Genomic DNA, 24,266 nt, shown 5'->3' with positions numbered 1-24,266 from the left:
AGGCAGTTTTTTATATAAAATGCTTTTGTTTTTTTTTTTTTTTGATTAGATATAGATGTAATTTTATTATAAATAAAATTATAAAAATAAAATTAGAGGTTTTATATATGAGTAAAAAAACTAAATTAATAATCGGAGCTGTTCTAGGTGGTGCTATCTTAGCAGGTGGTATTACTGCTGGAATAGTTCTAAGTTCTAAAAAGGATTCTAATGAATCTCAAAATAAAAAGAAACTAAATACTAATATAGAAAATTCAAAATCATTTAAAGAATCATTATCAGAACCAAAATATAGTGAAATTAAAAATGATTATGATGCATTAGTATCAACATATTCAAAATACTTAACTCAAAGTTTAACTGATCAAGAATACAAAAATCATTTAGACAAGTTTAATCAAGAGTTAAATAAATTAAAAGCACGTAAACAAGCAATTGATAATGCTCTTACAAGTAATAAACAAGAATTAGTTGATAAATTAACAAAAAAAGTAACTGAATCTAAAGAATACTTAACAGAATTAGAAAATTCAGAATACAAATCGATTAAGGATGCTTTATCTAGTGTAATTTCTGAAGTTGAACCATTAGTTACTAACAATAATAATGTAGAAGTTACTGAATTAAATTCTAAATTAAATAAATTAAATGATGCTTTAACTAAAGCAAAACAAGGCAAACAAAGTTTTGATCAAGAAAAAACAGCAAAAACAACAAAAACAGAAGAACTAAAAACAAAAATAAGTGAAGTAAATACATTTCTTAATACACTTACAAATGATAAATATAGTGAAATTAAAACAGAATTAACAACAGCAAAAACAAATGCAGAAACATTTCAAAGTAATATTGTATCTAAAACATCAAATGAAATTAATACAGAAATAGTTAAACTAAATGGTGCATTAACTAAAGCTAAAAGTGATAAAGATACAAAAGATGCAGAAGGTATAACTTTTAGTGCTACTAATGTTTCAGTTGCAGAGCCTAGTTCAACTGAGCAAAGTGAACCTAAATATAAATTAGTTTCATTTGAATTAACAAGTAGCGAAGCATTAGATGAATTAGATTCAATTACTAAAGTAGTTGTAGACAACAATGCATTAAGTATTGAATCTAAAACATTTAAAAATAAAGCAGAAAAGAAAGTTATTACTGTATCATTTAAAGTTTTTGAAAATAAAACATACAGTATTTCAGGGATTCAATACAAAACAAGTAATGAATTAAAATCATTTACACCATTAACAATTCAAGTGTCAGGATTCCAAGAAGATCCGGAAGTTCCAGAAAATGTTACTGTTGAAAATAATTTAAATACTATTGAAATACCTTTAAACAATGTTCATGAAGGTTTATCACCTGTAATGAGTGATGATAAAGTTGTTGAATTAAGTTCAAATACATATTATTTATATTTAATTAAAGGTGAAAAAGTTGACAAATACTTACCTAAGAAAATTAAAAAAGACGGGAAGTTATATAACATACCTACTAATATAAATCAAACTTCATTAGCAGTTACTGATGTAAGTCAACAAAAATTCTATGAAAAAGATTTATCAGTTGTTTATACTTTAAGTGAAACTCAAGAAACAGATGAACCACAAAACAGTGATACAAATTCATTAACTGTTATGTTTAAAGTTGGTTTTGTAGATTATAATGTTGAAGCTAAAACTCACATATATAATAATAAATTAGATATTGATGAAGCAAATTCAAATGATGCATTAAAAAGACATAATGAAACTTCTCAAAATATTTCAACTTTAATAGATAATAGACCTAACACAAATTCTAGATGACATAACTGAAATGATTATGATAAAGACCAAAGTAATTTTACTAACCATTTTACATTTAATAAAAAACAAAATGAGCAAACTTTTTTGATAAACACAGTTGAATTATTTTTAAAAGGTGCTCAAGAAGCAAAACTAATTTTACCTGAAGAAATTAGAATATTAGTTTCAGAAGATGGTCAAACTTACAAAGAAGTAGAACATCAAGATAAAATTAAACATTCTGATTTTGGTACAGAAAATAATGATAAAGTTTTAACTAACGGATTTAGAAATGAACAAAATAATAATGCTTCAGTAATAACTATTTCATTTGAACCAACATTTGCTAATTTCATAAGATTGCAATGAAAACCAAGAGAAAAAGCTAATTCTACTGAACAAAGCAAAAAACACTATGCATGACAAATTGGTGAAATTAAATTTTATGACATAAACAATAAGAAATTAGATGAATTAAAATCTACTTATATTAATAAAACAAATGAAAAAGAAAGTATATTAACAAATATTTCAAATTCAATTGAAAAATTTAAAAATATTGATGATGTAAGTTCAAAAAGATATAGTTTAATCAAACAAAAAGCTGATGATATATTAACAAGTTTTAATGCAAACAAAGAATCTATTAAAGCATTAGATGGTGAAAAATTTAAAGAACAAACAAAACCTTATTTAGATAAAATCAAGGAACTTAATACATTATTAATGTCAGTGAATTCTCAAAATACAACAAAAGACAAAGGTATTGAAGTAGCTTTAAAATCTGCTAGAGAAATCATAGATAACATTTATACATTCTTAAAAAACACACCTAACGTTAACTTATTAGAAGAAAAAATAACCAAGGCAAATAAATTATTTGATTCGCTTGTTCAATTTATTAATTCAGAGAATAAAACAAAAACATTAATATTTGATAAAGTCTTAGAAGTCAATAATAAATTTAAAGAAATTGAAAATTCTACAAATATGATTAAGAATTCAGAAACTTTATTAAGTATAAATTCAGATACAGTTATGGTAAAAGAAAAAACTGATATGAATAATACTTATGAAGTATCAATGGATTTAACTATTTATAAACTAAAAGAACAAGAAAATCAATCTTTAAAACTAAAACTTAACCAAGATGAAGAGAATATAACTATAACAGAGATAGATTATAATACTTGATCTGGTGAACAAAGCGATAATACAATTTCTTCTAATTCTCAAGGAGGAGAAACAACAGAAATTCCTCAAAATAATCCAATGTCTGTAACACCAGAAGATTCTGAAACTGAAGGAGATTCAGATATGCCAAGAACTAATACTTCGGTTATTACAAAAAAAATTATATTTACTATAACAAATAATTCAAATCAATCTAAAACAATTAATTTAAAAGAAGTACTTTTAGGTGAAACAAAAATAGTTGATTTAACTCAAGTTCCTAATTTTGTTATACCAGGTAAAACAGCAAACCCAGATAATACTTAATCTTCTGAACCTACTACTCAACCATCAGCTTCTTAGTAAAAAAACTTATACCCACCGGTATAAGTTTTTCTACTAAGATAAAAAAGAATCTTTTTCTATTTTGAATAAAACTCTAAATTTCTTGATCTTTTTATTATTAATAAAAACAGAAGAAACAAAATAAATTGTGATGTAAATAATTAATACAGGAATAACATCGTATTTATATCAACATCACTCTAAATAATTTACATCATTATTATCTTTCAACACTAAGGGTAATCAAGTTGTTGTTATTGTAATACCAACTACTAAAGAAATATAAGTAAAGTGATAAACCTTGTACTTTTTATATAAGGTTAATGCAAAGCAAGGGATTAAAATAATTAAAGTAACAAATAAACTAATTAAAATTCTTAATAAAGGTGAAATGTTATAGTTAGGATTAATAAGAATTTTTCAAGGAATAATTCTTCCCGAAATCAATACAGTTGTTATTATAATGATTGATGTATAAACATTAAAAAACAATGAATAATAATTTCGTTGTTTTTTAATGTTATTCATAATTATTTCTGATTTTAATTAAGTTTAATAAAAATTCTTCAAGTGTAGTATTTGTTGTTTCTTGTTTTCCGTATAAACGATAAGAAATGGTATTTGTGTTTCTTTCTTTTTCGCCAAGAATTACTTGAATTTTTGATTTTGAAGTCTGTGCATCACGAACTTTTTTACTCAATCTTTCTTCTCGTAAATCTATTTTAGTCCTAAATTCATAATCAAATAATGTTTGATTAATTTCTTTTGCATATTCAATGTCATCTTCATTGTTAGTAGCAGGGATTACAGTAATTTGTTTAGGTGCAAGTCAAAACGGTAATATTCCCTTATATTGTTCAATTAAAATAGCAACAAAACGTTCATAAGTTCCAATTAAACCACGGTGAATTAAGACAGGTGTTTCTTCTTGACCATCTTTGTTTGTAAATGACATATTAAATTTCTTAGGGAGCAAGAAGTCTAATTGTAAAGTAGAAACAGTTATTTCATGACCTAATGCTGTTTGGATTTGAATATCCATTTTAGGTCCATAAAAAGCAGCTTCTCCAATTTTTTCTTCATATTTAACATCAAGTTCATTTAATACGTTTCTTAATTTAGATTCAGCTTCTAATCACATTTCATCATCTTTATAATATTTATCTTTATTTTCTGAATCTCTTAAAGAAAGAGAAACATAATCTATTTTTATTTTAAAAATATCTAATGTTTCTTTAATTAATTGATACATAGATTTGAATTCTTGTTCAATTTGTTCTTTTGTTACAAATAAATGACCTTCTGTTAATAGCATTCCTCTAACACGCTCTAAACCAGTTAAAGCACCAGATTTTTCATATCTATAAAGTTGAGATTGTTCACTATAACGGATTGGCAAGTCTCTATATGAACGCTTTTCTGTGTTATAACATAAGATATGATGCGGACAAGTCATAGGTCTAGGTATTAATCTTTCATTTTCAACTACTATTGGCTTAAACATATCATCTTTATAATGCTCTAAGTGTCCAGAAGTTTTATACAATTCTTCTTCACCAAAGTGCGGGGTTAAAACTTCTGTAAAACCAAATTTACGGTCTTTAGATAAAATTAACTTTTTAATTTCATTATGAATATACATTCCATCTTCTAATCAAAAAGGTAAACCTTGACCACCTAGTTTATTAAAGGTAAATAATTTCATTTCTTTACCAATTTTTCTATGATCTCTTTCTTTACGGTCTTTTAAAATATCTAAATATGTATCTAGTTCTTCTTTTGTTTCTCAAGAAGTACCATAAATACGAGTTAATTGAATATTATCGGAATTACCCCTTCAATATGCACCGGCTAAATTTAATAACTTTATATTTTTTATTGATTTAGTATTTTCAATGTGTCCACCAGCACATAAATCAGTAAAAATCACTTCTTTATTTAATGGATCGACAAGTGAGTAAAAAGTTATATTTTTACCTTGACTTTTTAACTCATCATATAATTCTTTTTTATATGGTTTATTATTAAATGAATATTTAGATTCATCTACCTGTATCATTTCAAGATTTCTAGAAGCAAATTTTTTCATTAATTTTTCTATTTTTAATAATTCTGTATCACTAATAGGATTAGGAAATTCAAAATCATAGTAAAATCCTTCGTCTGTAGCTGGGCCAAAACCTAGTTTTACACCAGGGTATAATTTTTCAACTGCTGCCCCTAATAAGTGACTTGTTGTATGATTTAATAATTTATTTGCTTTCATTTTTTCCTCCATTAAAACCCATTTTTGATAATAATGAATTTAAAATAGGTTGTGCAATAGATTTAGCTTTTAATGCACCTTCTTGTGCGATATTATCTACTTGTTCTAAAGTGTATTTGTATTTTTCTTGAATTTTTTCTAATAGATTTTTGACAGATAAAGCAACCGCTTCTTTAAATTCTTTATAATTTGCATCTTTAAATTTATTTTCTGTTTCTTTTAGTGATAAATCATTTAGAGCTGCATAAATATTTAATAAGTTTAAAATGCCTGGTTTATTTTTTGAAATATATACTCTATTTTCCGAATCTGTAACTGATTTAATAATTTTGTTATATGCAGAATTTGGATCTTCTAATAAATAGATAACTGATTTTTCAGAAGATTTTTCTGATTTAGACATTTTTTGTTCAGGGTTAGTTAATGATTTAATTCTTGCACCAACTTCAGGGATAAAACCATTAGGAATTTTAAAATTAGTTTTATAGTTCTTGTTAAAACGTTGTGCAATATTACGAGTTAATTCCAAATGTTGTTTTTGATCTTCTCCAATTGGTACTAAATCAGGGTTATATAATAAAATATCTGCTGCCATAAGGGTTGGGTACATTAACAAACCAGTAGGAATTTTTTCTGTACCGTTATTTTGTTTTAATTTTTGAGACTTATCTTTGAATTGTGTCATTCTCGATAATTCACCAATTGTAGTTTCAGAAGCACACAACCACTGTAACATTGTATGTTCTACAACATCAGACTGATAAAATAAAATAGTTTTATTAGGGTCTAGTCCACAAGAAAGATACATTGCAATTATTGATTTTCTTGCTTCATATAATTCTTTTGGATTAATTTTACCAGTTGTCAAAGCATGTAAATCAGCAACAAAAACTATTGATTCATATTCATCTTGTAATTTAACAAAACTTTTTATTGCACCTATATAGTTACCTAAGGTTAAGTTTCCTGTGGGTTTAATACCACTTAAAAAGCGTTTTTTCATATATCTCCTAGAAAGTTTTTATATTATATTACTTTTTTATTTTGTTTTATTTTATAACTAATAAAAAATAAGCAATTAGCTTATTTAATTAATGAAGTTTTTTTAAAAATAATTTTATTCGGTAAATAATATTTATTGATTTGTATATCTATACATCTTAATAAAATATATAGTCCATAAAAAACAAATATTAAAATTAAAAACACCAAAGTAAAACCAAATACCGATCAAGGTCATCTACTCAGTGGGCCAAGTGTTTTAATACCAGTTTGACCCAAGTAAAATCAATTAGAGTTTCATGCAATAGATATTTTTTGGTTATTGTTAGTAATAGTTTTTGTAATACCAAAAACAGTTCAATTTGTAAAAAATATTAAAATAGTAGTTGATAATGCTAATAACATACCAATAAGTAGAGTTTTTATTGTTAATTTAGTTTGTTCAGGTTTTATTATATGAATAAATACTGGTACTATTAAAACATATCAATGGGCAATTAAAAAATCTCAAAAGATGATTGTGTCATAACCTACATCGACTCCCGCTTTTTCATATCTAATAGTTCCAGGTGTTAAGTTATTATAAATTCTATCTTGATCAACTAATTCTTTAACATAACCTAAGTTAGCAAATAATAATGCAGCAATTGCTCCAATTATTGAAATAATACTGAAATATTTAATTCAGTGACTTTTCTTAAAAATAAATAAAAACCCCATAATAGTCATTGAAAGTCTACACAAATGTATTGGTATTAGTTCTCATTTTCAAGGATAATCAGTAGTAAACAACCAGATGCTTCTAGAAAAATTTAATAAAAGAGTAATTACTCCTACAATTTGTAATACTTGATCTAAATAAAGCTTTGCAAATAAATATTTTTTATCCTTATTTGCAAAAAACAAAGTAATTTTAGACTTATATACTCATAAAACTACAACTGATAATAAAATAATTGACAAAATAACATTGAATAATATTTTAGAATCATCAAATGAAATTTGATTAAATCTTCATGTAAAAAACCCCATATATACCTCTTTTTCTAATTATATCAATTTATTTTATTTAAATATAAAAAGACCTTAATTACTTCAAGGTCTTTTGAACTTTTTCCATATAATCAATACTTGTTTTGTCACTTAAACCTTCTAGTGATTCTAAGATCTTTTTAGTTTCTTTTCTAGATATATCAGGAATTATAAATTTTAATAATAGTTTTAAATCACCACTACCATATTTTGATTTTATACCTTTTCCGATTATTTTAATAATTTGTCCAGATTCATAATTTTTACTTAATTTAATTTTAAACTCACCATAAGGTCCAGGAACAAGAACTTCTTTTTCTTGCATAATATCAAAAACAGAAACAGGGTAATCTAAATATAAATCCATTCCGTCTCTTTTAAAAAATTTGTTTTCTTCAATATTAAATTCAATGTATAAATCACCAGAAGGTCCAGAATTTTTACCAGGATTACCAAAACCTGCTAATTTCACTTGCATTCCTTCTTTTGCGCCTTGAGGGACAGGGATATTGATTGTTTTCAATACTTTTTCATGTCCTTTACCTTTACAAATAGAACAAGATTTTTGGATTATTTTACCTTTACCTGAACAAGTTCTACATGTTGTTTCTTGTTGTACTCTACCAAACATACTATTAACAGTTTGATATACCACACCACTTCCATGACAATTAGAACAATTTATAATGTCTGATGAACTTTGTGCTCCACTTCCACCGCAATTTAAACAACTTTCATGTTTATACATTTTTTCTTGGATAGTATCACCATATAACATTTGCTTAAATGAAATCTTTTTATAATATTTTAAATCATCACCTCTTCTTGGTGCATTTTTCTTGTGTGAATTAGAAGAACCGAATCCTCCGAAACCACCAAAGAAGTCTTTAAATATATCTCCAAAACCACCAAAACCACTTTCTCCAGAAAAACCATGATTTCCAAAGCCATTAGCACCTTGATGACCAAAATTATCATAATTTGATCTCTTGTTAGAATCAGATAAAACTTCATAAGCTTCATTTAATTCTTGCATTTTGGCATCACTAGTTCCATCTTTTAATTTATCTGGGTGATATTTTTTAGCTAGATTTCTATATGCTGTTTTTATTTCTTTTTCTGTAGCTGTTTTAGATACTCCTAAAACCTCATAATAATCTCTTTTATTACTCATAGAATTATTTTAGCACATTTTAGTTTAAATTGCTAAATAAAAGGATATAAAAAAAAGCACCTTCCTATTTTCACCTTTAGGCTATCGTCAGCGTAAAGAGGCTTAACTACTGAGTTCGGAATGGTATCAGGTGATCCCTCTTGCTATTGGCACTAGATATATAATACACTAAAAATTCAAAAACAAAAATAATTTATAAAAATTAATTTTTTTATTTTTTTGTAAATTTTTTTTGTAATATTGTAAAATAAATAAATATATTTTTAAAATAAATCAAAGGATTATAATGCGTAAAATTGTTAGATTAAAAAATAAAATGATAGCAGAAAAAAGAGCTAAAAAACTTTCTAAAGAACATGCTAGAAATTTAAGAAGACAAGAAAGATTAGCTTCTGCTTAATAATTAAAGCCATTTCGTTGGCTTTTTTATTTATTATTTATTTAAAAGAGGTTATATGAAAGTAATTAGTTTGTTTTCGGGTGCAGGGGGAATGGATCTAGGTTTTATAAAATCCGGTTTTAAAATAATTTGAGCAAATGATTCTGATGAAGATGCTGTAAATACATATAAAACAAATATTGGTAATCATATTGTGAAAGAAGATATAACAAAAATCAAAAATGAATCAATACCGGGTAAGATAAATGAAATTGATGTTATTATAGGTGGTTTCCCTTGTCAAGGTTTTTCTATAGCAAATAAAAATAGAAGTATAGATGATCAAAGAAATTTCTTGTATAAAGAAATGTTAAGAATAATAAAAGATAAACAACCAAAATTTTTTGTAGCAGAAAATGTTAAAGGATTATTAAATATTGAAAAAGGTAAAGTTATAGAATTAATAATTAACGATTTTAAGAAAATAGGTTATAAAGTTGATTATAAACTTTTAAATGCAGCTAATTATGGTGTCCCTCAATTAAGAGAACGTGTAATAATTATAGGTAATAGATTAGGTTTAGAAAATAATTTTCCAGATGAAGAATATGCAGATTTATTTCCTGGTGAAAAAAACTATAATAATTTGAATCCTAAATATGTTAATAGTAAGTATAAACCTTATAAAACCGTTGAAGATACAATTTCTTTTTTAAAAGATATAGAAACAGTCAACAATGCAAATGATTTTATTGTGCATAAAAAAGAAAAAATTTATAACCATATTGCAAATATGTCTGTTAAAGATAAATTTTGAGGCAGAAAATATAATGTAAATCAAAGTGAAATTTGTGATTATTTAAAATTATGAAGAGATAAAAAAGGTTTAACAACAAGAGAAATTGACAATCACTTTGGTTATAAACATACAGCGGGGCATTGATTTAGAAAAGATAATAAATCAGGTAGTATACCAAATCCGAAAGATTGATGAGAATTAAAAAAACTTTTAGGATTTGATGATAAGTATGATGAAGCAGTGACGGTTTATGAAGAAAAAAGCATTAAATTTGAGCAATCATTAAGAATAACAAATTGAAATAGAGCAAGTGACACTATAACAGCAACTATACCTGAAATTCATATTAATAAAATGAGGAGACTATCTGTAAGAGAGTGTGCTTTACTTCAAACATTCCCCAATAATTTTATTTTTACAGGAAATTTATCTTCAATGTATAGGCAAATCGGGAATGCAGTCCCCCCGTTGTTAGCAGAAAAGATAGCATTAAAAATTAAGGAAAAATTAGAGGTTTACAATGAAAAATAACTTAGAGAAGAAAGTAAGCTTAAATGACCTTAAGAAAATAGAAAAACTTGAATTAAAATATTTAAATAAGTATTATCATTTTTTAAAGTTCGCAGAAGATGAAATGTTTGAAGGTTTTAAAACAAAAGAAGATATTAAAGATGATTGATTATGATTATATGGAACAAATGAAGGGAAAGGAATAAGTGATTTTTCTGTTGGAGCAGAAAGAATTATTTATTCATTATTAAATGGAAAAGGTATTGGTCAACCAAATTCAAGTCCAGTGGGTTCAGATTTATTTTTTGAAGTAGAAGACGCATATATTCACATTGATTTAAAAACAGTGCAAGAGGAAAATATAGGTGATTTTACAACAAGTATTTTTGTGGGCAAAAATCAAAATAGTTATAAAGGTGAGATAGTTTTATCAAATAATGAAAAAAGGATTTATATACCTTCATTACCTTATTTTTATACAAAATCAAATGGAAAAACAAAATTATGTTTAACTTTTTTCATAAGTATTTTATACAACAGGGAAACACTAGAAATATTGGTTATAGCAATCCAATGTATGCCAAACGGGTTGCTAGAATCTCATTATGGCTCGAGGGTTTTAAAAGCAGGAAAGAATTTAGATAAAGCTAGATTCAATATTAAAAATGTAAATAAGTTTGAATTAATAGAAAACCAACCATCTAGAATAAAAGTTGTTTATTTTAATGATGCTATGAGTTCAAAATTAAAAGATAAATTGAAAATATTTGATGAATTTTATTATAAAGAAAATAATCATTAATTTATAATAAAATTTACAAGATATGGAGGTGCAATGTCTTATCAAACTTTGTATAGAAAATATAGACCTAAAACATTTGATGATGTTATTGGACAAAAACACATTGTACAAACTCTAAAAAATGTTTTAATAAATCAAAAAATAAGTCATGCTTATTTATTTGCAGGCCCTAAAGGAACAGGGAAAACATCAGTTGCTAAAATATTTGCAAATGTATTGAATTGCAATCATAACAATGAGTTAACAAAGTCATGTATAAATTGTTTAAACAATTACAATACTAATTTTGATATTATAGAAATGGATGCAGCTTCTAATAATGGTGTAGATGAAATAAGAGTTCTAAAGGAAAAAGTAGAACAAGTTCCAATTCAAAGTAAATATAAAATTTATATAATTGATGAAGTTCATATGCTTACAAAAAGTGCTTTTAATGCTTTATTAAAAACTTTAGAAGAACCACCCAAACACATTATTTTTATTTTAGCAACCACTGACCCGCAAAAAATTCCTTTAACCATACTTTCTAGAGTTCAAAGATTTAATTTTCAAAGAGTTTCGATACCTGAAATAGTAAATCACCTTAAATTTATTTTAAATAAAGAACAGATTAATTATCAAGACAATGCATTGAGAAGTATTGCTTATTTATCTTCTGGTGGTTTAAGAGATGCATTATCACTATTAGAACAAGTTTCTTCTTTTAATAATCACAATATAACAGAAGAAAGTATTAATGAAATTTTCGGTATTCTAAGAAATGGATCTTTAATTAAAATAATTAACTTAATATATGAAAATAATTTAGATGAATTAATAGAAAATCTGTATACATTAGAAAGAAATGGAATAGATCCAAAGCAATTTGTTATTTCACTTTTAAATATCATTAAAGAGTGAATTTTATATAGAAAAACAAAAAACAAGACTTTTTTAAATTTATTAAATGAAGAAGAAATAGAAAAGATTAAATTAACAAGTAATTTATCAATTCAACTCTCAAAAGAGTTTTATGATATTTTAACCAAAATTCAAAGAACAGAAATACCATTTAATTTAATTGAATTAGGCTTAATCAAATGTTTAAAAATTGAAAATAAAGATAGTAATAAAATAAATAAAGAAACCACAACCATTTCATTTAAAAAAGAAAAACAAGAACCAATTATACAAAATCAAAAAACATTTTTAGGTGATGAATTTTTAGAAACAAAATTATTTTCAAAAAGCAAACAAAATAATATTTTGGTAAAAGAAGAAATTAAAATTATTAATAATTCTGATAATTTTCAAAAATCCACATTTAATTTTATTGATGAAATAATAGATAAAAATCATCACAAGGAATTTTTTAGTGATGAACAATACCAATGAAAAGGTGTTGATGATAATAAGTACTCTCTTGAAATTACAAATTGAGCACTTGAAGATGCTCAAAATAGAAAAAAAACAGAACAATATAAAAAGAAATTTAATGATTTTGCATTTAATAATAATTTTGATGAATACAAACAATACATTGATTGACTTTCGCAAACAGAAATAAAATTTGCATGTGATAGAGCAATTATATTTTATGTCTCTGACTTAAATTTAAAAGAGAAGTTAAAAGAAATTAGATATTTAAAAAGCTGACAAGATTTTATAGTTGAAGTATTTGGTGGAGAATATAAATGATTATTTTTCTTTTCCGATGATTATTTTGTACATTCAAATAAAATTTTAAAGGATAAAAATCATATAGATTTTCCGAAAAAAATTAATGAACCTGTTTTGTTAACTACTTTGATACCAGATTCAAAAGAAGAAATAATCAAAACAAAAAAACATACTTATTTTAAAGCATGAAAGAAAGATTAAAATATTAAGAAATAGAGGAGTGAATATGAATCCAGAATTAATTAAAAGATTAAAAAATATGCAACAAGAAATGGAAAAAAAACAAAATGAATTAAATGATAAAGAATTTGTTGTTGAAAAACAAGGTATTACAATTTCTGCAAAAGGTGATATGTCTATTCAAAAAATAACAATAGATGAAGCATTAGTAGACCCAGATGACATTGAATTATTAGAAGACTTAATAGTTGTTTCATTTAATGAATTAATAGATAATATAAAAGAAGCACAAAATGAAATAGCAGCAAAAGATATGCCAGGTGGGTTCCCTTTCTAGATGTTTAAATCACAAGAAATAACCGAATTATTATTAAAAATATCGAAAATACCTGGTTTTTCAAAAAAATCAGCAGAAAAATTTATGTATTGAGTCTTTGAAAAAGATTCTCTAACATTGAACTTATTATTTAATGAAATTCAAAGAATAAAAGAAGAAACTAAATTCTGTACAAAGTGTTCATTTTTTCTAGATAAGAATAACAATTGTGAAATATGTAATGATAAATCAAGGAAAAATGTTTTATTAGTGTTAGAAAATTTAACTATTTTAAATAAAATAGAAAAGTCAAATATTTTCAATGGTAAGTATTTTATTTTTGAAAAAAAGATTAAATCTAATACTGATTACCAAAATAATTTAGATTATATTAATGACTTTGTTAAATATTCAAAGGAATTTGATGAAGTTATTCTAGGAATTTCTCCAACACTAGAAGGTGAAATTCTTAATAATATCTTAAAAGATATACTGAAAACAAACAGTATTAAAGTTTCTCATTTAGCAATTGGGGTACCACTTGGCGCTTCAGTTGATTATATAGATGAAACAACTTTGAAAATGTCTATAAAGAATAGACAAACAGATTAAGGAGCATTTATGTTTATAACATTTGAGGGTCTAGATGGAAGTGGTAAAACTACAATCCTAAATGAATTTATCAATTATTTAAAAAACAATCTGCCTAATATTCCATATATTGCAACAAGAGAACCAGGTGGGAAAAATTTAAAAGAAGCTGAAAGAATAAGAGAGATAATCTTGGATAAATCAAGTGACTTATCACCAGTTGCAGAAGCTATGTTATATTCTACAAGTCGAAGAATACACTTAGAAAAAGTTATTTGACCATCACTTAAAGAAAATAAAATGGTCTTATGTGATAGATATATTGATAGTTTTTATGCATATCAAGGTTTTGCTAGAGGATTGGGTTATGATTTTGTTAAAACATTAACTAATTTAATTATTGATAATGCAATTCCAGATATTACAATTTTCTTTGATATTACACCAGAAAAAAGCAAAGAAAGAAGAGATAAAACTCGTTTAGTGGAAGACCGTTTAGAACTAGAAAAAATGGATTTTCATCACAAAGTATATGATGGTTATAAACGGTTAATTAAAGAAGACCCAGAACGCTTTTTAATTGTAGATGGTTCTCAAAGTGCTGCAGTTGTGTGCGCTGAAGTTGTGTCTAAGTTATATAAAAATCCAAAATTTATCAAATTTATAGAGCAATATAAATAAATGCAACAAGTATTAGAAAAAATAAAAGAATTAAAAAATAATAAAAAGTTATCGCATTTTTATATCTTTAATTTTAAAGAAAAAAATGAAGATGACTTTTTATTAAGTTTAATCAATATATTATATGATAAAAAATTAGACAATAACACTGAGTTGAATAACATTAGTTCAAATATTATTTTAATAGACGGAACATCTAAAGTAATTAAAAAAGAAGAAGTCGAAACATCTTTTTATAATTCTATAATGTTATCAAATAGTAATTTAGTTTTAATTATTATCAAAAATATAGAAAATGCAACAGCGAATACTTTAAATAGTTTTTTAAAATTTATAGAAGAACCAAGTCCAAATATATTGATTGTTAGTACAACTCAAAAAGTAAACAAGATTCTACCTACAATAATTTCAAGAGCACAAGTTATTAACATTAATACAAAAAAAGAAACAAACAATAATTGAACTAATATTCATTATTCAATAACTAAACAAAAAGATGTTCCAGAAGATATATTAAGAACAAATGAAAAAATATTCAACAAATTTTCAGAACTATTTATAAATCACTTCCAAAAATTAAACCTAAATTCTTGTATAGAATTAACTTATTATATTAAGACAAACATAAATAAAAAAGATGATTTTTTATTATTAACATTAATTTATTTATCTAACGTTTCTAATGTATTTTTTAGCCAAATAAAAGAAATGCAAGAGCTAAAAATAATTTTACACAATGATAAATCAATGAACCATTATCAAAAGTTTTGTGAATTGCTTTATGATTTTTTTGACAAAATTTCAAACTATAATTTAGATTTTCAAATACAAAAAACAAGTTGATTAATAAAATTTACGGAGATGTATGAGTAAGTTATATATAGTTGGTACTCCAATAGGTAATTTAAAAGATATAACATTAAGAGCTTTAGAAACTTTAAGTACTGTTAATATAATTGCTTGCGAAGATACTAGAGTTACATATAAATTATTAGATAAGTATGATATTAAAAACAAGAAATTAATAACAAATAATGTGCAAACAGAGAAAAAAACAAGTAACATTATTTTAAAATATCTTTTAGAAGGACAAACTGTTGCACTAGTTTCTGATGCAGGAATGCCATTAATTTCAGATCCAGGTTTTGATATTTTAAATTTAGCTAAAGAAAATAATATTGATATTGAAGTTATACCAGGCGTTTCTGCATCTACAATGGCATTTACTGGTTCAGGTTTTTCAAATACTTTTTCATTTTTGGGTTTTATGAAGGATAAAACAATTCAAAGAAAAAATGAATTATCAAGTCTAACAATAGGTACTTATATTTATTTTGTATCACCTCATAAATTAATTAATACACTAAATGATATTTATGAAGTATTTGGGAATAATGTTAAACTATGTCTAGCTAAAGAATTAACTAAATTATATGAAAAATGATATTTTGGAACCCCAGAAAGTATTATAAAAGAATTGGATTCAAATAGTATTAAGGGTGAGTATACTTTAGTTTTAAATATCCCAAAAATCAAACATGTTAAAATTAATAAATATGAAAAAAACAAAAGACCTGAATAGGTCTTTTTCTTAATCTTGTTTAGCTTTGTTAACAAATTGATCTAAACGTGAGTGTTTTCTAGCACCTTTGTTTGTATGGAAAACTCCTTTTGAAACTGCTTTAGCAATAACTTTATGAGCTTGAGCAACTAATACTTGTGCTTTTTCATCTTTTGCTAAAACCGCTTCTCTAGCTTTGCGAATAGCAGTTTTTACACGAGATTTCATTGCTGAATTTTTTACACGTGCAGCTTCCATTTTTGCTATACTTTTAATTTTAGATTTAATATTAGCCATATTAACCTCCCTTTTTCTATGTTGAAAAATCTTTTATATTATAATATTTTTTTTAGAAAAATAAATTATTTATAATTTTTAATTATTGAATATAATTTAATCATATCAGCTGATAGCTATGTTATTAATTTAATGTAGAGGAAAGTCCGTGCTAGCACCAACTGAGATGTTGGTAGTGTTTGTGTTAAACCTAATAAGTTTAAGCTTAGACGACTAGTGCCACAGAGACGAGTAAAGTGAAACGCGGTAAACTCCACAAGCTAGAAACCCAAATTTGGTAGGGGAACCAAAACGCGAGAAATGAATTAAGTTTTGGAACATTTTCAATGTTAGATAAATTATCAGCACCTATTTTAGGAACAGAACACGGCTTATGATATAAATACTATTCTAATGAATAGTATTTTTTATTTTTTATAATATAATGTTATAATAATTAAAATATAAGATTTTGTAGATTTATTTATAAATTCGAATACAAGGGAAAAATGGAAAAATTGAAAAATTTCTTTACATTAAAAAATATTAAAAAAATCACTGTATTAATTATTTCAACAATAATTTTTATTTTTTCAATAATTATTGTTTCATTAAAAATAAACAATAACTTTAGACCGGCTTTTTTTAATTATAAGTCTTATATAGCACCATCAAATGAAGATATACTGAATAAAAATTTTGAATATAAAACATTCAATGAAATTAATGAATTTACTATTGCTTTAAATAATAATAAAGCAGTTGGTGGTATAGGAAGTGATTTTCAAGCAGCAAGTTTAATACAAAAAAACTTGATAAGAAAAATTGATTTTAAAAAATTATTAAAAATTGATAAAGAAATAAAATCAAAAGAAGAATTAAAAAATATATTATCTAGGATATACACTCCAATAGTATTTAAACATCTAGAAAGTTATGATGGTCATTTAGGTTATGAAGAAGATGGAACTATCAAACATTTATGAGAATATTTTGTTCCTTATTATGCTCAAGATGGTGTTGTAGCTTATAATACATGAAACAAAACAGGTCAAAATTATAAGAAGGTTATTACAGAACAAGATTTAATAGAAAATAAAAAGCGTTTAACTTCACAAAGTCAAAATGATGAATTCAAAAAATACTTAAAAGATAATTCCTTATACAATATTTTAAGTGTAGTAAAAGAATTTGATTATAAAAATTTAGTTATAACAGATGCTGTTAGAGTTAACATGCTATATGGTTCATCATTTAACTTAAATAATGAATATAATCCAGAAAACCATACAGGAGTTGTTACTGACAATAACTTTCAACAACACATTAATAGTTTTGTTAAACTAATAAATGAATCAACTCAATCAGATTTAACAAAAAGTAGAAATATATCATTTAATGGTGATGGTCAAGGAATAATAGCATCATTGTTAGATCCTAATAGAGTTGATGTGAATGTAGCTATAATGTATAATGGTGATGCATTAGATGCTTATTATTCAGAAGGAAATGGTTTTAACATTAAAGATCCACAAACAAATGAAACTATTGAATTACCTGATGGAAGTGTTGAGGTAATTAAATTTAATGAGAATATTTTATTAGTAGATGGTTTGGTTATAGCAAATGAGATTTCTGAATCTACAACAGATATTTTATATAATGATTTAACTGAATCTATTTTTAAAAACTTAGGTTATTTATATAATAATAAAAATATAAAACACACATTATTAAAAATATATGATGAGTATTTAATAGATGTTTTAAGAGAAAAAATAGTTAAAGAATTTGTTAATGATTTTTCTGATGGAGTTCTTGAATTTAATGAATTTAAATCTAAATTATTAAAATTATATGAAAAAACAATTAGTGAGACTTTAAACGATGATGATTTAAATTTATTTAGACAATTCACAGAAGATGAAATTTTAACTAATGATAAACTTAAATTGGTATTTAGTAATATTTTGAACATATCTTTAGATAATATAGAAGAATTAAAAGCAAAAACTTCATTTTTACTTTCACATATAGATTTTGCAAACGAACCATTTGAAAAAAGATTAAATGAAGATTATCCAAATTTAGTAAATTTTGATTTTATTAATTATACTCCTGCTAATATAGTTGATTATAGTATAGTTAGAAGAAACTATTTTATAAATGATGATAATACATACGATTTAAAAGCTATTGATATTTATGAAATAACAGATAAAAAGAAAACAATTAATCATAAAAATCTTTCTGGTGTTAATGATAAATTACAATCACTATTAGATACTTATTATTTTTCAACCATAAAAAGATAAGGAGAAAAATTATGAGAAAAACAACTAAAAAATTATATTTATTATTAGGTTCTATGTCACTTGTTGCTTTACCTTTGACAATAATATCATGCAAAAAAAATGGAATGAATGACAATGAAACTAAAGAAACTAATTTTGTTATTAGTCAAATAAAAAAACAACAAAATGATAATTCAATTAATTTATCGATTTCTTTTAGTAAGTTTTCAAAAAAAACAGTTCAAAAAGTAGAACTTGGTTACCAAAAAGAAAACGATTCTATTATCCAGAATGTAGAACTAAATAATGTAACTTTATCTAATGGAATTATCTTTGTGTTAAATAATTTAAAAACTAACACTAAATATAAGTTAATTTCTTTAATTATTGATGGATTTAACATAACAGACCTGAATTATGAATTTATACTCGAAAATAAAATAAATAATGTGCCTTCTGAACCAGAAAAACCAATAGAAAATCCCACTGAAAATCGAGGGTCAGGTGACATAGATGCAGGTGGCAATCAACCTCTACCGAAACCAGAACCTAAACCAGGTCATAATCCAGGTTCATCTGAACCAAATCTTCCAGAAAATACTCCAGATAGAAAACATCAAGAAATGGATTTTGTATTACCAAAATTAAATAAACTTGATGTAAATACCCCTATTACAAACCCAGGAAATATTTCAAATCCTAAAACAGTTTTCGATCACACAGAATTCCCTAAGGAAATAGTATTAGAAAAAAATACGCATAATGATAATTTAATTGAAAACTACTTTAGAAATGAAATGAAGAAAGTCTTGCAATACATTATAGGTCAAGGTGCAGAGACACCTGATATTCCAAGGTGATTCAATATTTATAGCACACAAGAAGAACAACCTGATTTTTATTCTTATATCCCTGACTTAATAGTAAGATTAAAAGAAAATGATAATTTATATTCTTATAATCATTCAATATTCCCATCGCTTGTTCAGGATGATGAATTAACGATCAAAGAAAATAAACTAGTTTGACAAAAGAATTTAACTAATTTTTTAAATAAAGATTTTTCAAAAAGAAAAATTAGATTTACTTTAGAAAAACAAAAACCAACAACATTCTTTTTAAGTGGTATAGCAAAAACACCAATATTTGTTGATATTGATTTAGAAAGTTTATTAAATTCAGCAAATAAAACACTTACTGAAAGAATAGAAAATTCTAATTATTCATTTAGTGCAACTATTATAGATAGTCAAATTAAAGTTGAATTTACAAATAACGAAAATAAAGAATTTTCATTTGATTTTGCAGACAATCAAACTAAAGATGTGTTTTCAAAATTTGGTATTACAACAGAAATTTCATACCTAACCAAAGAGGAAAATAATGAACTATTCACAATTAGTTCAAAACCTTTCATTAATGATTCTCATGCTAAATTAACAACTAATCAAAATTTTTACTCAGATGAAAATAATTTAAAAGCATATAGTGGTTTAAGAGTTTTACCAAAAGATACAAATAGTTTTTTTGATAAAATCAGACAAAGAGTTTTTGTTGTTGGTGGAGGAACATCAACAATGGTGTCAAAAGTAAAGCCAAGTGATCCAAATAGTACCTTATATTATTTCATTACAAATAGACACGTTTCTGATATCTTAGAAACAAGATGAAATGATCCAAGAGTCTTAAATAAAGTTTTAATCCCAGATTTTTCAGATGAAAAAATAAGAAATAGTGCAAGTGATATTTCTGTAGATGTTCAGAAAAATTGATTTGAATTTAACTTCTGACAAGCAAAAGATCAAACTAGAAGAAATGGAACAATTGATAATAATCGTAATTTTAAAGATGCTGATATATCAATTAATATAATTGATATTAAACCAATTTTAGACAAAGCAATTGCAGAAAATAATACAAAAATTATTAATTACTTCCAAAATTGAAATAACTTAGAACCTCTTAAATTAAGCAAAAAAACTAAATATCTAGAAAAAGATAATTATGTCAAGTTTTATCTTTCAAGTTTCCCTCAAGACCCACATGCAGGTTTTTCTGGAAGAAGATATAGAGAACACATAATTAATAAACTAGAAGATATTAGACCAAGTGATCAAGCAAGAGAATTTGCCACATATGGAAACTTCAGATCATTCTTTATAAAAGATAAGGAAGGTTTTGGTATTAAATATGATTTAATATCTGGTGGTTCAGGTAGTGTTGTATATGATGAAGATTTTAATATGGTTGCTTTATTTATGCAAAACTTAGGTGATGATGAATATGGTTTTGGTTTATTATCTTCATTAGATTATGATTATTTTGGATATGAAACAAATAATAATCCAAATTCATTTAAGAAAAAACTTGAAGAAAAAATAAAAGAAAATCCAAACAAATTTGAGTTAATAGAATTGTAGAATCTTTATAATAAAATTTAAAACTTGGTTTATACAACCAAGTTTTAAATTAATTTTGCTGCCTCTTTGTCTAATATAAATGTAACATCTGAATGAGTTTGTAAAAAACTAGCAGGTACATTAGAAGTTATAGTTCCTTTAATAGCATCATATATTGCTTGCGCTTTAGAAGAACCATTTGCTAATAAAATAATTTTCTTAGCTTCTAAAATAGTTCCCACACCCATAGAAATAGCAGTTTTAGGAACATCATTAATACTATTAAAATAAATTTTGTTTGACTGTATAGTACTTTCGGTTAAACTAACTTCTTTAGTTCTATCGGTTAATAAAGAACCAGGTTCATTAAATGCTATATGACCATTTGTACCAATACCTAAAATCATTAAATCTATTCCGCCTTTTTCTTTGATTAGGTTTTCATAATTTTGTGCATTTTGTTGTATATTACCTATTCCGTTTGGTAAATGAATATTCTCTCTTTTAATATTAATATGATTAAATAAGTTTTGATCCATAAAGTAGTGATATGAACAAGGGTTTTTAGGTTGTATACCAACGTATTCATCTAAATTAAAAGATACTACATTTTCAAAAGAAATTTGATTTTTTTGATATTTTTGAATTAACTTTTTATAAGTTTTAATTGGTGAATTACCTGTAGCAAAGCAAATTTTAATGCTTGGATTTTTCTGTATTTGACTAGTTATTAAATCAGCTGCAAAATCTGCTAATAAACCATCATTATCTTTTATTATTATATTCATAATTTATCCTATCTTATTAAATTACCATTAATATAAACATTTTTAATTTTAAGATTTTTAGTATCCAAAAGAACTATATCAGCAAAGTAATTTGGACTAATAACTCCTATTTCATTTTCTAGTTTTAAGTACTTAGCAGAATTATATGAAGTTAATTTCACTGCATTTTGCATTGATACACCTATTTTAATTAAGTTTTTAAATGCATCATGAATAGTTATTCCTGAACCAGCTATTGTATTAGTTCCTTTTAGAACAATTTTTAGTTTGTTTTTAGTTACAGGGATATCTCCAGATATACTGTCTCCATTTTTTGTGTAGGCGGGTTTTATTGCATCTGATATAGCTATTATTTTGTCATAACCTTTATTTAAAAAAGTTAGTTCCAATGATTCTTTTGAAACATGCAATAAATCAATAATCAATTCAGCATAACTATTATTATTTAAAAATGAACTTTGTAATAATCCTGGGTTTCTTGAATCTATTCCGCTCATAGCATTTCATAAATGACAAACAGAAAAACAACCATTTTCAAAAAATTTATCACATACTTTTAAACTAGCATTTGTATGTCCTATTGATCCAATAATATTTAATTTATTTTGTAGATATTTAAATGTTTGTATATTAACCATCAAAGGATCAAAAGAAATTTTTTTAAGTTGTTTTAAACTAGCACTATATAAAGTATTTATTTTTTGGGCATTAGATTTTTGTAAATATTCAGGTTTGTGAGCGCCTTTTTTACTTAATCCTATAAAAGGTCCTTCAATATGAATACCTAAATTTTTTGAAACTCAAACCTCATTATTTGCTATTTCTCTCAATGATTTAAGGATTACTTTTCAGTTATTTGTCATTGCAGTTGGCATAAAAGATGTTGTTCCATGTTTAGCTAGATATTTTGAAATATTTTTAACTGCTTTAGTTCCTTCCATCACATCATATCCTTTAAAACCATGGATATGAGTATCAATAAAACCAGGCACAGCAATAGCATTTGCTTTATTGTTATTTCTTATTATCTGGGTTATTTTATCATCTTGGATGTATATATCTGCACATTCTATAATTTCATTATAATTTATAATTTTGACATTTTTAATAATATTCATTATTCAATTAATTCCCTTAGATTATAATTATACTTTTTTAGTAACTTTTGTGCTGTTATTTTGTCAACTTTTTTTAAATACATAACAGCACTAAGTTTAATATTTTGATTTCCTTCATTATATAAATTTAAAGCATCATTATAATTTAACTTTGTTATTTCAGATAAAATTTGAATACTTCTTTTAACTAATTTTTCATTAATTGGAGTTAAATCAATCATATAATTGTTATAAACTTTACCTAATTTAATTGCTGTCATGCTAGAAATTGTGTTTAAGACAATTTTTTGTAAAGTACCAGCTTTTAATCTAGTAGAACCATCAATTATTTCACTTCCTGTGTTTCCATATAAAATAATATCTGTATTTTCAAAACAAGTACCATCAGTTTGATTTGTTAATAAAGCTGTTTTAGCGTTTTTTTGTTTAGCATAAACAAAAAAACCATTCACATATTTTGTATTACCAGAAGCAGATAATCCAATAATTAAATCATTTTCGTTGATCTTATTATTTTGTGCATCAACCATCCCTAAATCAAAATCATCTTCATATCCTTCTAGTGATTTTAATATAGCTTGGTCTCCACCTGCCATACTATATTTAAATCAATTATCTTCCCCAAAAGTAGGAAGAATATCAAGTGCATCAACCATCCCTATTCTTCCACTGCTTCCAGCACCTACATAAAATATTCTTCCACCTTTTTTTATTGAATCAACGCATTTATTTACTACATTGATAATTTCGCTACTCATATTTTTATAAGCAAGATCTACATCAATCAGTGAATGGTCAAAGATATTAATTAATTCAGAGTCAGACAAAGTGTCTAATTTCTTATTTTGCATTATACCTCCTTGAATAAACTAATTTTATTATTAACTAACTTAAACAATAAAATATGCAAAAATATTGCATATTTTTAAATTAAAATAACATTTTTAGTTTTTTAGTAGAACTTTTTTGCATATATGTATTTTTTTCTATTATTAGTTTAACATTTATTATGTGTGGAAAACGCACAAGAAAGGTGTGGTGTTTTATAATGAACAAAATTAATATTTTTTTCAAAAACTTAATTTCTAAACTACATTGGTCTCAATATATTTACATTGCATTATGATTTTTATT

General features: G+C 24.7%; 20 protein-coding genes, 1 rRNA gene and 1 other RNA gene. 12 read left to right on the top strand and 10 right to left on the bottom strand.

Going from position 1 to position 24,266, the window contains the following annotated elements:
• Positions 1-107: 107 nt before the first annotated feature.
• Entirely contained in the window at positions 108-3,287 is a 3,180-nt protein-coding gene (locus tag RRG59_RS03935) for a coiled-coil domain-containing protein (RefSeq protein ID WP_322902258.1), read from the top strand.
• 72 nt (positions 3,288-3,359) lie between these two features.
• Here the strand turns inward: RRG59_RS03935 and RRG59_RS03930 are convergent, their stop codons facing one another.
• The 6 genes from RRG59_RS03930 to rrf form a co-directional block, all read right to left on the bottom strand.
• Positions 3,360-3,833: a hypothetical protein gene (locus RRG59_RS03930; protein ID WP_322902256.1), complete on the bottom strand. Its 474-nt coding sequence runs from the start codon at positions 3,831-3,833 to the stop codon at positions 3,360-3,362.
• Positions 3,826-5,571: a threonine--tRNA ligase gene (gene thrS, locus RRG59_RS03925; protein WP_322902254.1), complete on the bottom strand. Its 1,746-nt coding sequence runs from the start codon at positions 5,569-5,571 to the stop codon at positions 3,826-3,828. Before thrS ends, RRG59_RS03930 begins: the two co-directional genes overlap by 8 nt.
• Entirely contained in the window at positions 5,558-6,574 is a 1,017-nt protein-coding gene (gene trpS, locus RRG59_RS03920) for a tryptophan--tRNA ligase (RefSeq protein WP_322902252.1), read from the bottom strand. Before trpS ends, thrS begins: the two co-directional genes overlap by 14 nt.
• An 80-nt stretch (positions 6,575-6,654) precedes the next feature.
• Positions 6,655-7,605 carry a TMEM164 family acyltransferase gene (locus tag RRG59_RS03915; protein ID WP_322902251.1) on the bottom strand — a complete coding sequence of 317 codons (951 nt, stop codon included), beginning with the start codon at positions 7,603-7,605 and terminating at the stop codon, positions 6,655-6,657.
• Positions 7,606-7,663: 58 nt separating this feature from the next.
• Positions 7,664-8,779: a DnaJ C-terminal domain-containing protein gene (locus RRG59_RS03910; RefSeq protein ID WP_322902249.1), complete on the bottom strand. Its 1,116-nt coding sequence runs from the start codon at positions 8,777-8,779 to the stop codon at positions 7,664-7,666.
• A 51-nt stretch (positions 8,780-8,830) separates the two neighbouring features.
• A 5S ribosomal RNA gene (gene rrf, locus RRG59_RS03905) occupies positions 8,831-8,936 on the bottom strand.
• Between the two features lie 298 nt (positions 8,937-9,234).
• Here rrf and RRG59_RS03900 point away from each other — a divergent pair.
• From RRG59_RS03900 to rsmI, 8 genes are read left to right on the top strand one after another with little or no spacing between them, the layout of a single operon-like run.
• Positions 9,235-10,488 carry a DNA cytosine methyltransferase gene (locus RRG59_RS03900; protein WP_322902247.1) on the top strand — a complete coding sequence of 418 codons (1,254 nt, stop codon included), beginning with the start codon at positions 9,235-9,237 and terminating at the stop codon, positions 10,486-10,488.
• Positions 10,478-11,269 carry a PDDEXK family nuclease gene (locus RRG59_RS03895; RefSeq protein WP_322902246.1) on the top strand — a complete coding sequence of 264 codons (792 nt, stop codon included), beginning with the start codon at positions 10,478-10,480 and terminating at the stop codon, positions 11,267-11,269. Before RRG59_RS03900 ends, RRG59_RS03895 begins: the two co-directional genes overlap by 11 nt.
• Before the next feature lie 33 nt (positions 11,270-11,302).
• On the top strand, positions 11,303-13,129 hold the full coding sequence (gene dnaX, locus RRG59_RS03890) for a DNA polymerase III subunit gamma/tau (protein ID WP_322902244.1): 1,827 nt from the start codon (positions 11,303-11,305) through the stop codon (positions 13,127-13,129).
• A gap of 25 nt (positions 13,130-13,154) precedes the next feature.
• Positions 13,155-13,445 (top strand): YbaB/EbfC family nucleoid-associated protein, encoded by a 291-nt coding sequence (locus tag RRG59_RS03885; RefSeq protein ID WP_322902242.1) that lies wholly within the window; start codon positions 13,155-13,157, stop codon positions 13,443-13,445.
• On the top strand, positions 13,446-14,036 hold the full coding sequence (locus RRG59_RS03880; RefSeq protein WP_161553293.1) for a recombination protein RecR: 591 nt from the start codon (positions 13,446-13,448) through the stop codon (positions 14,034-14,036). It begins immediately after the preceding gene.
• A gap of 9 nt (positions 14,037-14,045) precedes the next feature.
• Positions 14,046-14,696, top strand: coding sequence for a dTMP kinase (gene tmk, locus RRG59_RS03875; protein WP_322902240.1), 651 nt, complete (start codon positions 14,046-14,048; stop codon positions 14,694-14,696).
• Positions 14,697-15,569, top strand: coding sequence for a hypothetical protein (locus tag RRG59_RS03870; RefSeq protein ID WP_322902238.1), 873 nt, complete (start codon positions 14,697-14,699; stop codon positions 15,567-15,569). It abuts the gene before it with no gap.
• Complete coding sequence (rsmI, locus tag RRG59_RS03865) at positions 15,562-16,278, top strand: 16S rRNA (cytidine(1402)-2'-O)-methyltransferase (RefSeq protein ID WP_322875486.1); 717 nt, start codon at positions 15,562-15,564, stop codon at positions 16,276-16,278. Before RRG59_RS03870 ends, rsmI begins: the two co-directional genes overlap by 8 nt.
• Positions 16,279-16,287: 9 nt before the next feature.
• Here the strand turns inward: rsmI and rpsT are convergent, their stop codons facing one another.
• The gene (gene rpsT, locus RRG59_RS03860; RefSeq protein WP_036430450.1) at positions 16,288-16,554 is read right to left on the bottom strand and encodes a 30S ribosomal protein S20; all 267 of its coding nucleotides are present in this window, start codon (positions 16,552-16,554) and stop codon (positions 16,288-16,290) included.
• Between the two features lie 101 nt (positions 16,555-16,655).
• Between rpsT and rnpB the strand changes: the two genes are divergently transcribed.
• From rnpB to RRG59_RS03845, 3 genes are all read left to right on the top strand, one after another.
• An RNA gene (gene rnpB, locus RRG59_RS03855) (RNase P RNA component class B) lies at positions 16,656-16,932 on the top strand.
• Positions 16,933-17,042: 110 nt separating this feature from the next.
• A complete protein-coding gene (locus tag RRG59_RS03850; protein ID WP_322902236.1) occupies positions 17,043-18,848 on the top strand; it encodes a hypothetical protein in 1,806 nt (601 codons plus the stop codon).
• Between the two features lie 11 nt (positions 18,849-18,859).
• Positions 18,860-21,247: a hypothetical protein gene (locus tag RRG59_RS03845; protein WP_322902234.1), complete on the top strand. Its 2,388-nt coding sequence runs from the start codon at positions 18,860-18,862 to the stop codon at positions 21,245-21,247.
• Positions 21,248-21,291: 44 nt separating this feature from the next.
• On the opposite strand, the gene nagB is transcribed toward RRG59_RS03845, so the two are convergent.
• The 3 genes from nagB to RRG59_RS03830 are packed head-to-tail and all read right to left on the bottom strand — an operon-like array spanning position 21,292 to position 23,983.
• Positions 21,292-22,014 carry a glucosamine-6-phosphate deaminase gene (nagB, locus tag RRG59_RS03840; RefSeq protein ID WP_322902232.1) on the bottom strand — a complete coding sequence of 241 codons (723 nt, stop codon included), beginning with the start codon at positions 22,012-22,014 and terminating at the stop codon, positions 21,292-21,294.
• 8 nt (positions 22,015-22,022) lie between these two features.
• Positions 22,023-23,132 carry an N-acetylglucosamine-6-phosphate deacetylase gene (locus RRG59_RS03835; protein ID WP_036430453.1) on the bottom strand — a complete coding sequence of 370 codons (1,110 nt, stop codon included), beginning with the start codon at positions 23,130-23,132 and terminating at the stop codon, positions 22,023-22,025.
• Positions 23,132-23,983 (bottom strand): N-acetylmuramic acid 6-phosphate etherase, encoded by an 852-nt coding sequence (locus tag RRG59_RS03830; RefSeq protein ID WP_322902228.1) that lies wholly within the window; start codon positions 23,981-23,983, stop codon positions 23,132-23,134. Before RRG59_RS03830 ends, RRG59_RS03835 begins: the two co-directional genes overlap by 1 nt.
• Positions 23,984-24,266 lie beyond the last annotated feature (283 nt).

It is taken from the genome of Mycoplasmopsis felis (assembly GCF_034647055.2).
In the GTDB taxonomy this organism is placed as follows: domain Bacteria; phylum Bacillota_I; class Bacilli_A; order Mycoplasmatales; family Metamycoplasmataceae; genus Mycoplasmopsis; species Mycoplasmopsis felis.
Note: the sequence above shows the minus strand (reverse complement) of the source record. Positions and strands in the feature narration are given on the sequence as shown.